Genomic DNA, 13,774 nt, shown 5'->3' on the forward strand with positions numbered 1-13,774 from the left:
ATGCTTCTCGTCTTGAACCGCGATGAAATCCTGGGTCAAACTTCAAATCCTCAAAATAAAGCTTGGTCGGAAGAATTCCGGTCTGTGCCGAGCTGTCCGGCGACAATTCAGTCGTCGCCGTCGCTTACTGAAAACCGCTGCGCAGCGAGAAAACGAGCGAGAATTTCGCGTGCGGCTGCGAAACCAACGTCAGCAAAAAAGCGATCTCCCACCTTACCTCACCAAGAACAATTGGGAACAAGAGTTGAACTACAAGCTATGGATTACCAAGGGTGCACGCTTTGCGGCAGCACGCCGCTGTGAAGATCTGGACGCTGCTGGACTCTGGGCGACGACAATCCTTTCCGCCTATCTGATCATTGTGGGGCTCATTCCGTATATTCCACATCCCATTTTCAAGGACATCTCACAAGACTTGCTGAGCTTCGGAACAGCCGCGCTTTCCATTATTCTAATGGCAGTCACTCTTCTAATCTCAATGCGTCAGTATCCACTTCAAGCGAGAGCGTTTCACGAATGTTCGCTAAAGATAGGAGTTCTCTATGATCGCCTGCGTCAAGCGAAGGAAATTGAAAATGAGGAGGCGAAGCGGGCGCAAATCGCCGCAGTGACGCGAGACTATGAAGAACTGCTTCCAAAATACGCCAACCACCAGCCGATTGACCTTGATATGTTTAAGACGCTGAAGGCTGAATACTTCAAGGTCGGCTGGTGGTGGTGTGTGCGGTGTAACTTCAGGTATTATAGACTAACGAAAGCTATGCTGCATTCGGTCATCGCAGGTGGTGTGTTAATGGTTGTCATCATCGCCTTCAGAATAGACGCCATGGAAGGTTCATCTGCGTTGCCGCAAACGGCGAAGCCGAATGCCTCACTCGATGGCAAGATGGACCCCTACGCGGTTAACCGTATGTCAATTCTGCCTGGGAAATGATTGTTCACTCACCCTGAATTCTCCAGATCGACACATTCCTGAAGCTCGCCGTTGCTGGTAGGACACTTTCATCAAGGCGACCGGCTAATTCCTCGGAACGAGGCGCCCATAAGTTTGCGTTTAAGTGCATAGGAAGGTGTGGAAGCGGAGTGGGGTCCCATCCAACCCGTTGGTGGACGACTTTGTCGTCAACGGACCACGAAATAAGGCCCGGCCGCCACTCAATGGCGTAAAGATGATAGTCTTGAGTAGCATCAAAACCTAGTTCGATACGACAAGGTGAGCCTCGATAGCCAAAACCGATCGCTACCCCTTCGTCCCCTGGGTTGAAATAGACGTTCACCAACATACGGTGGGGGTCATCACCGGTTAGCTCGATATCGATCTCTTGACGTGGGCAATCTCGATAAAGAAAGAAGCCAGTGACAAGGCCGGAACCGCGAGCAGCCTTTATCTCCGCTTCGAACCGCCCGTGCGCGAACGAATTGACAGTGGCGAAGGAACCTGAACGATACGGCCTACCTCTCGCTGTGACCTTCGTTAGTGCAAGATGGGCCCCCTCATCTGAATATGTCATCCCCTCCGGATCGAACCCTGCCTGATTCCCGGGAAATGTTCCGACGCTACTACGAAACAGTGGCGTTGCCGCTGTCATGGCTGCACGGCTAATAAGAGCGTAATCACGTGGCGTTTTGGGAGAGGTCTGTGACTCTTGCCATCCGCCTTTGGGGATTAGCGCCCATGGTGAATCATCCATGGAAGAGGATCGCGCGCAGTCTGTTGATACGATCGGCTCAACCACTGAGCGGTCGTCGCGAAAAATTCGTAATTTACGCGGGGCACCTATGGGAAATGCATGAATCGGCGGCGCGAGGCCAAGGAGAGAACAAAGTGGTTGCCACAAAACTTCGCTTTCCTCGTCGTCTGGAAGAAATGCGGTTCTAGATAGCGGAATACAACTTAATTCCAGCCTGGGAGGTATAACAGCGTTTGTCTCCAGCACAAACTTTACACCCGGATGCTTAATGGCAGCATGAAATGCGTCCTTCGAAAGCGGAACGTCAACGAGAGCATCGAACGTCTGAAGAAGGACCATCAGCTCGCTTTCCTGGATCACGTCCTCGTCACCATCAAAAACTCGAACACGAAAACCAAGCATAGACAGAGCCATGGGCACACCTTCTTGATCACGACAAGCCGTCCAAGATATGATTGGCCCAGCGACCGCTCGCTCCGGCACCTCAAGAATATTTGCGTCGACTATCCCGGCACGCGCGAGGTATGGCAGAATAGAATAGGAATTATCAGAGCCTCCATCAAGTCGTTGTTTGATCGCGGGCAAAGAGAGTGCAAGGGCACCAAGTTCCTTGAAGCGACGGTTGATCCACATGTCAACGGGTCCGACGACTGGCATTGATCTCAATAGAGTCGAGGCACCTTCACGAGAAAGGACGTAGCCCGAAAGAAACCACAGTCCTCTAATCGGGCGGAACAAAGCTTGGCAAACGTCTGCACGTTCTACTGTTCCACCTGCGTCGGAATAAGAGAGATACAACAAATGCGGCCCTCCACGGTTTGCACAACGTTTGGATGCTGCGCGCCATCCTGCGTCGATCAGCGAGGCCGCTCCGCGTGTGAACCAAACATCATCTTCTAGCACCAAGACATGACCGTGACTTCCCTCAGCAATCATCTTCCATGATTCAATGTGCGACCTTGCAACGGCGACCTCTTGCCGAGTCATTCTAAGTGGCTCGTTGGCACCGAAACACTCCTCTAGTCTTGCGTCTGGCTGAACATAAAGCTGATCACCCAAGAGATATGTCGGATCTACGTCAGCTGTAGCCGCTATGGCTCGACCGTCGCGAGCGTCTATAGCTGCCATGCGCCTTGCAATCGATGTTAGTGGCAAATCTTCGCAGGTATTGAACCGGCTCAGTTCACGTAGCGTTCGCCGCAATCTCTGCGGCTGTCGGTTGAGATTCACTATTAAAATCATTCCGATCTTCCCCTTACGCCTACCGAAAGCCGAGATCCGCCCACCAGGGAATAACGCCCACAGCATTCGCGACGCCCGGAACACAAATCTGCGAAAAAGACTAGAAACGTCATGAAGGTTCATCGTGGTAGCTCCAATGACACCGGGCTTTAACAGCCGTATACGTTACGCCAATTGCGGTCATCACTCCGATATGAGAGATTCCATCGCATTTCTGCGATCGAGTCCCAGTTTCGCAATATCTCAAAATCTAGGGGAAGGCCTGACAGCTCCAACTGACGTGCGTGAGCTGCCAATGCAGCAGTCAAGTTGCCAGGGCCGGTCGTAGATTGTATCTCGAGCGTGCCGTTAGTATTGAGCAGCTTTTCGGTGGCTCGAACTAGCGCGGACCGAAGGATTGGGTGACCCGCCGGCCCAGCGATAGGATCGTTGTTGACATAGAAGATTCGTTTGCCGCTTGGTAGATCCGGTCGCCAGATATCCGCCGCCGCCATCATTCCGCCAATCGTCATGTCATAACACAGCGGCTGCAGCTTGAGCCTCTCATCACGGAACATATACTTCCAACCATCACCAATGAGGACATCATCCGCATCGATATACATGCCTCCTTTCTCGAGTATAAAGCACATACGCAAATAGTCGCAACGCATTGCAGGATGACGACAACGCTCGAATGCGCTGAGCTCACGTTCACCATAGAACTCCGCAATGTACTCTGCCGCGCTGGTATCGTCGAACATGTAAAACTCGAATCCCTCGTCTGCCAGAGAATCCCAACTTTCGAGGCAACCACGAACGTCGTCTGGCAGATTGAGTGGATCATGCCAGTATCTTAGCAGTCGCTTAGGTATAGACGTTTGGCTTGTGTTGAAATCCTCGATCACGTTCCTCGAGCCTTCACATTGTTTGAGAATGATATCTCTAATGAATGCAGATCGAAGGTCATCGCACTCCTCGAAACCGGGCGGGTATAGGTCCATGTGTTTTGAAATGGATATCAATCCAAGGACTTATGACGCGAAGAACTGGTGAGATAAGCCTGATATCGTGGGGACTTTTTTAACAGGTATGCTTGACCATCGACAATAAACCCGTCAAGACCATGCCCTATTGAATATGCCTCGAGATCAGTCATGTTGTTAATGAACCCCTTTCCTTTGAAGTTGAGAGATGTGTTGCAAAGCACCCCATAGCCTGTGCGTTTTTTGAACGCTGAGAGCAGCTCGTGGAGCTCCTTATTGCTTGTGGATGTGACCGTCTGGAGACGGGCTGTTTTATTGACATGGGTGACAGCCGCGAGATCACCAATTCTTGCATGATATGTATATAACATATGCGGGCTATCATGATCACATCCAAAGCATTTCTCAGCATCCTCGTCGAGGCACACAGGGGCGATAGGACGAAATTGCTCACGCTGCTTGATCTCGTTTAGCCGCACTCTAGTCTCGTCTCTAAATGGAGCAGCGAGTATGGACCTATTACCGAGCGCGCGAGGGCCAATTTCATATCTTCCGTGTGCCCACCCCAAGATTAAATCATTCGCCAGCATGTCAGCGACTCTGTCGTTATTCTTCGAATACACGTCATAACTGTTTAGATCGCTGGGAACCCCTGAGCGAAAGCTGAGGCCTGAGTAAACGTTCCAATTGATCTTTGGGTTACCGGTATAGCGAAATTGCGCGTCTATGGCAGTACCTATAGCTGCACCCGAATCGTTCGCCACAGGAGGGACAAATACCTCGGAAAACAATTCCGTCTCTCGCCACTTTGTATTCCAGTCGCAATTAAGACCACACCCACCCGCAATTATTAACGGTAGTCTTTTGTTCAGCTTGGCCCTGGCAACATGGTGAAACCTTTCAAATATTGCGTCACTGTAGATTCCTGCGAAATCGCGAAATTCGGGGTCTTCCAAGCCCGCATCAAGGTAAGGCATGTCCGAAAGCGCCTCGTAATCACTTAGTTTCCGGTATGGACCATCGAGCAGAAAACTGAGCAACTGCCTCTCCTTCTCAGTGGCTGTAGAACGTCGCGAGAAGGAGGCTAGCGCCATCAATTTTCCTGCATCTGACGAGCGGGGATATGGCCCATCTTTGGGGAACGTAGGATCAGCCAAGCCATATAGTAGCCCATATCGATTTCCTGTCTGATTCAGAACATCGGCGATCAGTGTGATGTTGAGTTCGTGGTCTATTTCATAAAATGCACCCATCTCTCCTTCCCATATCAATGCATAACACTCAGTGCCTTGCGGTAGCGCAGACATCCCAAAAGCACAGAGTATGTGTGACCTCTCATGGGAGGAGGAAAAATAGTCGGCACGTCCACGAAAAAGCTTACCTTTGTCTATTATCGCACCTTCGCGTGATAGACCTCGATATCCAGCATTCGTGTGTGAGCCGAATAAAAATTCATGGTGATCCCGCGGCCACCAGCCCCCCATACAGATGATGTCAGGAACAGCACTGAGCTCACCAACAGCATTTAAAACGTCGGTGACTGATACTGCCGAATATCGGTAGTTAGAATCCTTTTCAGCCTCGATCGAAAACTCCAAGCAGGAGTCTTGAAGAAAGGCAATAGCGCCATCGTGACCCGGGTTATAAGATAGTATTCTCACGGCTTTGTTACTTAATTAACGTTGTCGGGTGTAATCCAGGTGTCCCCTGCCGCCCTCACTCAACCCGCCTTGTGTGACTGAAAACGACACGAAATGCCCAAGTTCTACCCTTCGGAGGGTAATTGGGGGGCGCTTTGGGTGCATAAACGCGCTGGCTTTACCCGGGCACTAATTCCGAAAGTTCGTAACGACGCTTCAGGTTGTTACCCACCACACGCATCCAGATGCCGTCGAACTGAAGGCGACCGGCCACAATCCCGCCGGAGATGCCTAGCTTCGTGGCGAGTTCATGCGCTGCGCTGACTGGCATTTTGCCGCCATGATTCTCCCTGACCTTGCGAATTTCCTCTGAGGGGATCAAGAACTCCCGCGCAAACAGGTTGGCATCTGTCTCGAGCGCATCCTCCCGGCCTTCATATTCCACCAGCCATTCACGCTTCAGCTTACCTTGCAAGACGTGGCGGGCTTCGTGAAAGAAAGTGAACCAGAAATGACCGTCATCCCTGTAACGGCCTGTTTGCACAATGAGAGCGGTGCTGTTCATCAGTTGGCTAGCGGCCCCGCTTACGTGAGTTCCTGGAAGCTCCGGTAGAAGAACATAGGCAACCCCACAGGCGTTGCATTCTTTCTGAATGACTGCAACCCACTCCCTCACCGGCAGTGTTGTGGCTTTCTTGAGCCGCTCCAGCGCTTCGAGGAAAGCTGCTTCGTCATAGGGGGCACAGGCCTGCTTGCGGGCTTCCAGCTCCGCCTTACGCAGCCACACGGCCACAGCCTCGGGGTCACTTTGCAGCTTGGGTGATTTACGAAAGGCAGCTACCGGCCCGCCCCAGACTTCTTTCCAGCCCTTCACGTTGGCGCAGCCAAAGAAGTGCAGCACCTCCATCATGGTTTGTTTCATGTCTTTCGTCTTGGAAAGCCACCCCTTTTTCTGCATCACTGCGATTGGAAGACTCTTTAGCCACTCCTCGTCCACCTCCAGACGGTCAGCGGCACGCTGGCGGGCCAGAAGCTCACGATATTGTGTCTCCAGGTTCATCCAAAAGTAGGCTGGCACACCCAGCACGCGTTCGAGTTCCAGGGCCGTGTCCGCAGTGAGAGCGGCTTTGGCCTGGATAATTTCATTTATGGTTTTGATCGGCCTTCCCATGCGCCGGGCCAGTTCGGATTGCGTCAGACCCATCGCATCGAGGGTCTCTGCAAGCGTCTCTCCTGGCGGGGAGGCGTAGTCGGGTTGGAAGTTGGGGCTCATGTGTGTTGGGGGATTTTGTTGCTTGGTGTTTTTTCAGTGGTAGTCCACCACTTCAAAAATCGTTATTTCCGTCACTGCCTCCCAGTCCAGTCCGCCGTCCGCCTTGTGCGGCTCCGGCTCGTGGGCCACTAGGAGGATCAGGCGGTGGGGATGCCGCACGGTGATTGAAATCTGCCCTTGTCGGTCGCCCGTCAGCTCATGGGCGCGCAGTTGCGGCAGCAGACGCAGATGCGCCAGACATCGTGCCGCCCGTAGCTCGGTCACACGACGCATGAGTATCCGCCCTTGCTCCGCCCCGTAGGCCCGGGCCAGCTCCTTTTCAGAGGAGAATTCTTTTTCAATCTTGGTGTTTCGGAAATGAACCAGCATCGGCTGACGGGTGTGAACATCCTGTTAATATCAGGGTGAATGCTGGTGAACAATGCCTTTTTACCCAAAAGGTTAAAATATTTTTGACATAACCTTTTACCCACCACACCTTATCCATCGTGAAGCTCAACTTACAGCAACACGAAAAAGCCGCCTCTGCTGATACAGAGACGGCTCATTCCGGCCACTCCTCGGCACGGATCACTCCGCCCTTTTGGAACGGCTTTCAGTCTGGACGACTGCACGCATTTTCCTGGCAGACAGGCGGCGAGTCAAGCCCCGAGCTTGGAGTGGAGAACTCTCAAAAATAGAAAGGAAACTCCCCCATCATGGCAAAAGATGCACCTGGCATGAAAGGCATTCGGTCCCGCAATGAAAGCGGTCCGCTACGCGCCAAACGCGGCGACACGCTTGTCGGCACGATTGAGAAGCAATACGGCGTCGATCTCGGTGTGCGAAGCGACATGCGCCTCGACACGCTGAAAGAACGCACCGGCATGGACTCCCTCAATGACATCCTACGCGGAGGAAAGGGCAAATAGCCCTCCCTACGAGGCGGCGGCGCGGAAACGTGCCGCCGCTTTTTCATGCTTTCAAATTATTGCCCGTAGCTCCCGCAGCTCAAAACATCCGCCACCAGGTTTGGCATAAATGAGCGCGTGGCAAGTCGGGCAAAGGGGCGAAAAGTTCGCAGGGCGTCTTCCCAGCGCATGATTCGTCCTTCGACGGGAGTCGCATGCACGGGTTCGTGGTGATACGTGTGGACGATGTCGCGATGAAAGCCCTCGCGGGGCCGCGTCCAACGGCAGGCAGCATAAACGATCAGTCCTGCCTCCTCATCCCGAAAATGCTCCTTCAATTGTTCGATGGGCCTTTGGCATCGCTGCCGGGTTTGTTGATGGGTCTCCATCAGCCGCCCTTCGCGAAGTGCTTTGGAACTCATTCCATTCTGCCTCGGTCACTTCCGCCGGCAGGGCAGTGTCTCGGGAAGTTCGACTGGCACCACCCGGAACCGATTCTCTCCCCTTGGCTCAAGGTCAAACAACGGAGGCTCCCCAGCCCGCAAAAAGGAACCGGAATGGGATGCCAAACAAAATACTGCCGTGCATGGAGTGAGAAGTCGCAGAGCAGGCCGCGCTCATCCACGCAAGCCAAAATGAGGCTTTCAGACGACTGAAAGAGGAGCACCGGCGGCGTAGCTCCAATGAGGGCTGGCATAACAATCTTCTCCGCGTCCCGCAGAAGCCTTTGTGCAGCTATCACTCAGATCGCTGCGAGAGAGCATTGATTAAAAAATCGGCGAGGCGTTCTTCGTCATACGCTTTGCCGTGCGTGTGCATCGCTTGGGAGAGTGCGGCGGACCAAGGCGTCGAGACTGGGTTGCCTGTGAGGGGGCGGCTCTCTAGCGGCATGGCTGCTTGGTAGGATTCAAGGTCGAAGAGCCAGGGCTTTGCTCCAAACTCAGTGAAGACACGTTCGGCTATTGCTATTCCCGGCCAGTCGAAATCACCATGATACCAGAGTGCGCAGCCTGCATCACGAAGTCGGCGCATAAGATGGCGGGCGGCGTGGCACGGTTCGCCGTTGACGCATATGATCGGCGGACAACGGAGACCGAGATACGAGGCCGCGAGGGAGATGATGGTAGGGTTTTCACAAACATACACCTCAGGCGGGGAGGTGATTCGACTCCAGTCAGCTGCCCAAAGCATACGTGGGGTGAGATGCACCGGCTGTAGATCCGCGGAGGTCATGGCGATGAGTTGGCAAAGTGATGCTTCGCCTCGGAGGCCGAGATTAAAAGTCAGCACCGGAGCGCTGAGGTCGTCACCGATGACTCCGACGGCGGCCCAGAGATCTCGACGCTCGTCGGAGCGGACGGGCATTGGGCGCTCAAAGCGTAGCGCCAGTCCGCGAAGAACGAGCGTCGAGAGGGGTGTGGCTGCATCCAGGGCGTGGCTACTACCGCAAAACTCGGCAGCGACACTGGTTAGCGGACGCTCTTCAACCAGCGGCAGTGCCTGGAGCAAGCGGGCAGCGGTTAGGAGCATCTTCATGCCTATCTCGGTGTAGCCTTTGCAATGACGACGAAGGCTGCCATCACGCCGCAGTGATTCGAGCCATTCGTCGCAATGCGGAAAAGCGTGAGCACCGATAAGTGGTGTCATCTGCGGCCAGAAATGCTGCCAAGCCAGCCGCTTCTCCAAACTAGCGAGTTTTTCGTCCGGCACGGGGCCATGCAACGCAGTGAGGATTTCATTCCAGTCAGCGGGAAGCTGCGCTAACGAGAGAGCAGCGCCCAGCTTCGCCAAATCATAACGCAATGTGGATGAGTGATGATTCACCGGCTGACGCAGCAGGCGGGCATGGTGAAGCCGCTCCTCGTCAGTGGGACGCGGCAGCGTCACCGCGGTCGGGAAGGGCTTTCCAGCCCCTCGATATGTTTCCAGTTTAGCGATGAAGCGATTCCATCCCTTCGTGTCGAAAATGGCTCGGAGCCGTTGTTGTGGACTGCTCATGCGGAGGGAGACGCTGTGAGCCGAAACTCTGGCGTGTCGGGCACGGGAGCGATCTGGCGGGTTTTTCCATTCCAAACCCAGCGGGTGGCCGCGATAGCATCGGCGCTGGCGACAAGCTGGTAAATGGCAATGCCGGAGATGGTGGCGTGAGCACCCCATTCGCGCTCGCTCGTCATGACGAGATCGAGGTCGAATGCCTCCAGCAGCCCCATGCAACTGCCGCGTGTTGGCTTGTCCATGCCGGCGAATGCCTCGTCGAGCAGGATGAATCTCGGCGCGTGACTGGCGGCGGAGCGGTAGTGCGAGGCGGCGGCCGCCATCTGCGGAATCGTCAAGGTAAGGGCTTTCTCACCCTGAGAAAGCGTGCCGTAGCGCTTCTTGTTCAATCGCTCCCATTTGCCCTGGTGGCGCCGTTCGGCGGTGTAGGCGTGCCATTCACGGTAATCGAGTGCTTGAAGCAACTGCTCGGACGCAGACGCCGTGGGATGATTGATGCGTTCGCTCTGAATGAGCTGATGGAGACAGTCTCCCACGTCCTTGCGTTCTTTCTCTGTCCAGGTGCCGTGATCCACAAGGAGCAATCGTCGCACCGCAGGCAATCCGGGCGGCAATCCCTCGCTCTTCGGCTCCCACTGGAGTCGCAAGGTGACGCCGAGAGTGGTGGCGCAGCGGCCCATCTCCTCATTCATGAGCGCGGTCTGCTTTTGCGCCGCTTCAATGAGGTCTTGCAGCTTGGACGAGACTTCGGAGACGAGATGGCGGTCGATGATGTCACGCTCCTTTTCACCAAGCAGCCGGTCATGTGTGGCACGCTCCGCTTCCACGGCAGCGAGACAGGCAGCAGGTCTCAAGTGATGGCCTTGATAACGGCACACGACGAGGGTCAGCCCGCCACTGAGCACCTGGTGCTCAATCTCGCAGGTCGTGCCGGTGCGGTTGCTCAACTCGGTGATTTGCGTATTGAGCAGGTTGATGCGGTTCGTCCACGCCTCCTCGCTGATATTGGCATCAGGCAGTTCTTTGCCGATCCGGCGGGCGATGGTCGCCGCACGAGTGGGTGCCCAGGAGTCTTTTTCGATGTCGGTCAGATCGGGGTGTGCCTCGGGAAAAAGATCAAACAGCAAAGGTACACGCAATGCCTGGATGGCCTCGTCACGCTCACTACTGGTGCGGTTCACATTTTCTTGAGCGGGCTGGAGTGAAGACTGCACCACAATCAAATGGTGATCCGCTTCGGAAGCTTCTCGATTGGCTTGGTTGAGCCGTTTCTGAGCCGATTCCTTTTCAGACAGTGCCTCTGTCAGCTTTTCCTGATACTCGGTGACGGATGAGCCATGCGATGCGGCGAGCGCTTCGTATGCCTGATTGGCGGAAATGGCGGCGGTTCGGATCGAGGAGGCATCGCTGGTTTCTTTGGCATGTGTTTCGGCCGCCTGACGTTCGCGGCTCTGTGTGACGGCGAGTTGGTTGGAAGCGGTGATCCATGCTTGCACCGTTCCCCAGAGTGTCGCCATCGCCTTGTCATAGGGAGGCCAGGCGGGCCGCAGATCAGCTAGATGATCGAGGTGATCCCGATAGCCGAGGTGTGTCGCTTCCTGTCGGAGTGATTCGGTGGCTTCAGCCGTCTTTTGACGGGCACGATGCGTTCTTTGCACGGCCTCACTGTGAGCTTTGCTGGCCGCATCTTGTTTGATGTGGGCCTCGGTGCGCAGGGTCAGGTGATTGGCGATCAAGAGATCCTTCGGAGCGCTGTTCGACTCCGCCATGACTACCTCCTCACGCTCATTGAGCTGGTTTGATTCCTGCTGAAGGAGGCTTTCGTCTTCACCGAGCCGCAGCAGCGCTTCTGTGACTTCCGCGAGCCGCCTTTGACGTGCGATCTCACGACTGCTGGCTCCGAGGTGCTCCGCCTGTGGTTTGCAACCACGGCCAGCCACCGGCCCGAGCTGCCAACGCCCATCAAGGGCAACCCAATGCTCCGCAGAGCCTGCTCCAGCGCCGATATGCCGCAGGACGCGGCGCAGAGTTTCCTCGGATAAACCGCTTTCGGTGTTCAAATCGGGGATGAGCCAGCTTTCGAGCGTTTCGCCGCGCAGAGCTGATTCATCACGTCCCGTCAAAAATGTATCCTGTGGGAAATCACCCATCAGCGAGCCATCAGGCGTGATCCAGGCATCCAGCAGGCCTGCGGCCTCCAGCGCAGCTTCGAGTCCGGTGCGCTGGGTGTCCGTGAGAGTGGGCTGAAACTCACAAACCTGCCAAAGCGGTGCGCCAGCGCGACCTTGGCGTGCCGCTGTGTCACGTGTGCGTGGCGCGGGTGGTGGCGGTGACTGCTGAGCCAGTGACGCCTGTTCTTGACGAAGTTCTTCACGATCACGATGAAGTTGGTCACGCCTCGTTTTCAGGTCGGCTCTCGCCGTAGCGAGTGTGGTCGCCTCAGCGTTCCTGGCGCTGTATAAACTCGCCGCTAGAACGCGATGCTGTTCCTCCGCTGTCTCCAGCCAGTCTTCAAAAGCAGGCGCAAGCTCCGACCACGCTGGCATCGCCAGCCAGCGCAGGCCATCACGCCAAGCCGCATAGTTCGCCGCCAGTGTCTTCAACGCGGCATCAGCAGCTTCCTCATGTTTCCGCACATCTTCGCGATGAGCTTCGACGGCCGATGAACATTGATCTTCGTGGACTTGAGCCGCGGCTTGTTCAGTCTGTGCCTTTTTGATGACGGCGAGGCCACCTTCGATCTGCTGCAGACGATGCTCATGATCGTCGGCGAGCCTTTTGAAGTCGGCTTTGAGCTTTTCCAGCCGCATCGAGTCTGCGGGCCATGCGTTCGCATCTGGAATGAGTTTTGCATGGTCGCTGCTGAATCCGGCAGCGTGTGAAAGGTGCATTGCGCCTTTCCAATCGTGATCTCGCTGTTGCTGATGCTTTTGTTGCTCATCAAAAGATGCCGACAATAGCTGCTGCTCGTGTTTGTGTTGTTGTGCCGCGTTTTGAGCACGCACTTCAGCCAGGGATGCCTGCTTGGTTTTATCTAGAGCCAGTTCGCGAGCAATTTCGAGCCGCTTGGCATCGCCTGCCGCGGGGCTGGTGCTCAGCGCGGTGTATCTTGCCTCCGCCGCCGTGTAGTGATCGTGCGCCAACTGCATCTGGTCTGTGGTTTCGGATTTACGTGCCTCCGCAGCCTGGATGCTCTCCTCAATGGCGTTCACCTTTCGCTGCGCAGACTCATAAGCGGAATGCGTGGTGCGCACACGCTCTGCGCGGAGCTGAATCGCCATTTGAAGATACGTCTGATAGCCTGACTGAAAGCCCTCCAGCGAATCCCGAAGGCTTTGCAAAGAGGCGAACTGCTGACGTAGGTCATCCAGCTGCTTGAAGGCATCTGCCACCGGCCCCACCACATCTTCTGAGAGCGGCGGCAGCGCATTCGACAGCGCGGTGAAGATGGTTTTTTCATCCAGCTTCTTCGAGAGCTGCGGAGCACGCAGACGAATTAACAGCTCAATGAGCGCAGCATAGCGCCCGCGACCGAGGGAAAAAAGGCGGCGATCAATCTCCGCACGATAATCCTTGGCCGAGACAAAGAAACACGAGTCACCGAGCACCTCGATGAGTCGCTCCTTGCTGTGTGGATAAGCGCCTTCGAGCAACTGAAAGTCCCGCCCCACCCGCTGCTCGGTGATGAAGAACCAGCGTTTCGGCTGATCGTCACCTCCGCGCACACCTCTCATACCGCAGCCGAGCGTGAGATAGTGCTCCACGCCTTGCTCATCACGTCGGCCAAACTCGATCCAGGTGTAGCCCGTGCGCTGTTCGTGCTCATCCATGAGCAGATGCCACACGAGCTGCCGAGCCGGGTCCGCGTCCGGCTCCACGCGATGGGATGCGATCTCTCCATCAAACAAAAACGGAAGCTGCAAGGCGAGCACGCGAGATTTGCCGGTGCCGTTGTTGCCTCGGACGAGCAGGCGGCCTCGCTCATACCAAAACTCCTGGTTCTCGTATTTGAAAAGGTTGATCAACCCGCTGCGCAGCGGCTGGAAGCGTGTCATTTCAGGTGAGGGAAGCATGGGAG

At 55.3% G+C, this 13,774-nt stretch carries 10 protein-coding genes and 1 pseudogene; 2 read left to right on the forward strand and 9 right to left on the reverse strand.

Annotation, left to right across the window (positions count from 1 at the left end; all coding sequences use genetic code 11):
- The first annotated feature begins 22 nt into the window (after positions 1-22).
- Positions 23-934, forward strand: coding sequence for an SLATT domain-containing protein (locus tag BGE01nite_RS00915; protein ID WP_146848370.1), 912 nt, complete (start codon positions 23-25; stop codon positions 932-934).
- A gap of 4 nt (positions 935-938) precedes the next feature.
- Here BGE01nite_RS00915 and BGE01nite_RS00920 read toward each other — a convergent pair whose 3' ends face one another.
- From BGE01nite_RS00920 to BGE01nite_RS00940, 6 genes and pseudogenes are all read right to left on the reverse strand, one after another.
- Positions 939-2,324, reverse strand: a complete 1,386-nt coding sequence (locus tag BGE01nite_RS00920) for a family 16 glycosylhydrolase (protein ID WP_218032859.1) — start codon at positions 2,322-2,324, stop codon at positions 939-941.
- Positions 2,325-2,333: 9 nt separating this feature from the next.
- Positions 2,334-3,056: pseudogene (locus tag BGE01nite_RS29765) on the reverse strand (glycosyltransferase family 25 protein); the annotation flags it as partial.
- A 26-nt stretch (positions 3,057-3,082) separates the two neighbouring features.
- Entirely contained in the window at positions 3,083-3,916 is an 834-nt protein-coding gene (locus tag BGE01nite_RS00925; protein WP_146848372.1) for a glycosyltransferase family 32 protein, read from the reverse strand.
- A gap of 17 nt (positions 3,917-3,933) precedes the next feature.
- A complete protein-coding gene (locus BGE01nite_RS00930) occupies positions 3,934-5,559 on the reverse strand; it encodes a carbamoyltransferase C-terminal domain-containing protein (RefSeq protein WP_146848373.1) in 1,626 nt (541 codons plus the stop codon).
- 157 nt (positions 5,560-5,716) lie between these two features.
- Positions 5,717-6,811 carry a HigA family addiction module antitoxin gene (locus BGE01nite_RS00935; RefSeq protein ID WP_146848374.1) on the reverse strand — a complete coding sequence of 365 codons (1,095 nt, stop codon included), beginning with the start codon at positions 6,809-6,811 and terminating at the stop codon, positions 5,717-5,719.
- 33 nt (positions 6,812-6,844) lie between these two features.
- Complete coding sequence (locus BGE01nite_RS00940) at positions 6,845-7,180, reverse strand: type II toxin-antitoxin system RelE/ParE family toxin (RefSeq protein WP_146848375.1); 336 nt, start codon at positions 7,178-7,180, stop codon at positions 6,845-6,847.
- A 350-nt stretch (positions 7,181-7,530) separates the two neighbouring features.
- On the opposite strand from BGE01nite_RS00940, the gene BGE01nite_RS00945 reads away from it, so the two are divergent.
- Positions 7,531-7,722 (forward strand): hypothetical protein, encoded by a 192-nt coding sequence (locus tag BGE01nite_RS00945; RefSeq protein WP_218032860.1) that lies wholly within the window; start codon positions 7,531-7,533, stop codon positions 7,720-7,722.
- A gap of 56 nt (positions 7,723-7,778) precedes the next feature.
- On the opposite strand, the gene BGE01nite_RS00950 is transcribed toward BGE01nite_RS00945, so the two are convergent.
- From BGE01nite_RS00950 to BGE01nite_RS00960, 3 genes are all read right to left on the reverse strand, one after another.
- On the reverse strand, positions 7,779-8,123 hold the full coding sequence (locus BGE01nite_RS00950) for a hypothetical protein (protein ID WP_146848376.1): 345 nt from the start codon (positions 8,121-8,123) through the stop codon (positions 7,779-7,781).
- 316 nt (positions 8,124-8,439) lie between these two features.
- Complete coding sequence (locus BGE01nite_RS00955; RefSeq protein WP_170266505.1) at positions 8,440-9,699, reverse strand: TIGR02679 family protein; 1,260 nt, start codon at positions 9,697-9,699, stop codon at positions 8,440-8,442.
- Positions 9,696-13,769 (reverse strand): TIGR02680 family protein, encoded by a 4,074-nt coding sequence (locus tag BGE01nite_RS00960; RefSeq protein WP_146848378.1) that lies wholly within the window; start codon positions 13,767-13,769, stop codon positions 9,696-9,698. Before BGE01nite_RS00960 ends, BGE01nite_RS00955 begins: the two co-directional genes overlap by 4 nt.
- Positions 13,770-13,774: the final 5 nt, after the last annotated feature.

The sequence above is a fragment of the Prosthecobacter gellanilyticus genome, assembly GCF_007992435.1.
Classification (GTDB): domain Bacteria; phylum Verrucomicrobiota; class Verrucomicrobiia; order Verrucomicrobiales; family Verrucomicrobiaceae; genus Prosthecobacter; species Prosthecobacter gellanilyticus.

What these genes read in the sequence shown, in the direction of transcription:
- BGE01nite_RS00915 (WP_146848370.1), top strand. Translation starts at nt 23, where the DNA reads ATGAAATCCTGGGTCAAACTTCAAATCCTCAAAATAAAGCTTGGTCGG.
- BGE01nite_RS00920 (WP_218032859.1), bottom strand. Translation starts at nt 2,324, where the DNA reads ATGTGGATCAACCGTCGCTTCAAGGAACTTGGTGCCCTTGCACTCTCT.
- BGE01nite_RS00925 (WP_146848372.1), bottom strand. Translation starts at nt 3,916, where the DNA reads ATGGACCTATACCCGCCCGGTTTCGAGGAGTGCGATGACCTTCGATCT.
- BGE01nite_RS00935 (WP_146848374.1), bottom strand. Translation starts at nt 6,811, where the DNA reads ATGAGCCCCAACTTCCAACCCGACTACGCCTCCCCGCCAGGAGAGACG.
- BGE01nite_RS00940 (WP_146848375.1), bottom strand. Translation starts at nt 7,180, where the DNA reads ATGCTGGTTCATTTCCGAAACACCAAGATTGAAAAAGAATTCTCCTCT.
- BGE01nite_RS00945 (WP_218032860.1), top strand. Translation starts at nt 7,531, where the DNA reads ATGAAAGGCATTCGGTCCCGCAATGAAAGCGGTCCGCTACGCGCCAAA.
- BGE01nite_RS00950 (WP_146848376.1), bottom strand. Translation starts at nt 8,123, where the DNA reads ATGAGTTCCAAAGCACTTCGCGAAGGGCGGCTGATGGAGACCCATCAA.
- BGE01nite_RS00955 (WP_170266505.1), bottom strand. Translation starts at nt 9,699, where the DNA reads ATGAGCAGTCCACAACAACGGCTCCGAGCCATTTTCGACACGAAGGGA.
- BGE01nite_RS00960 (WP_146848378.1), bottom strand. Translation starts at nt 13,769, where the DNA reads ATGCTTCCCTCACCTGAAATGACACGCTTCCAGCCGCTGCGCAGCGGG.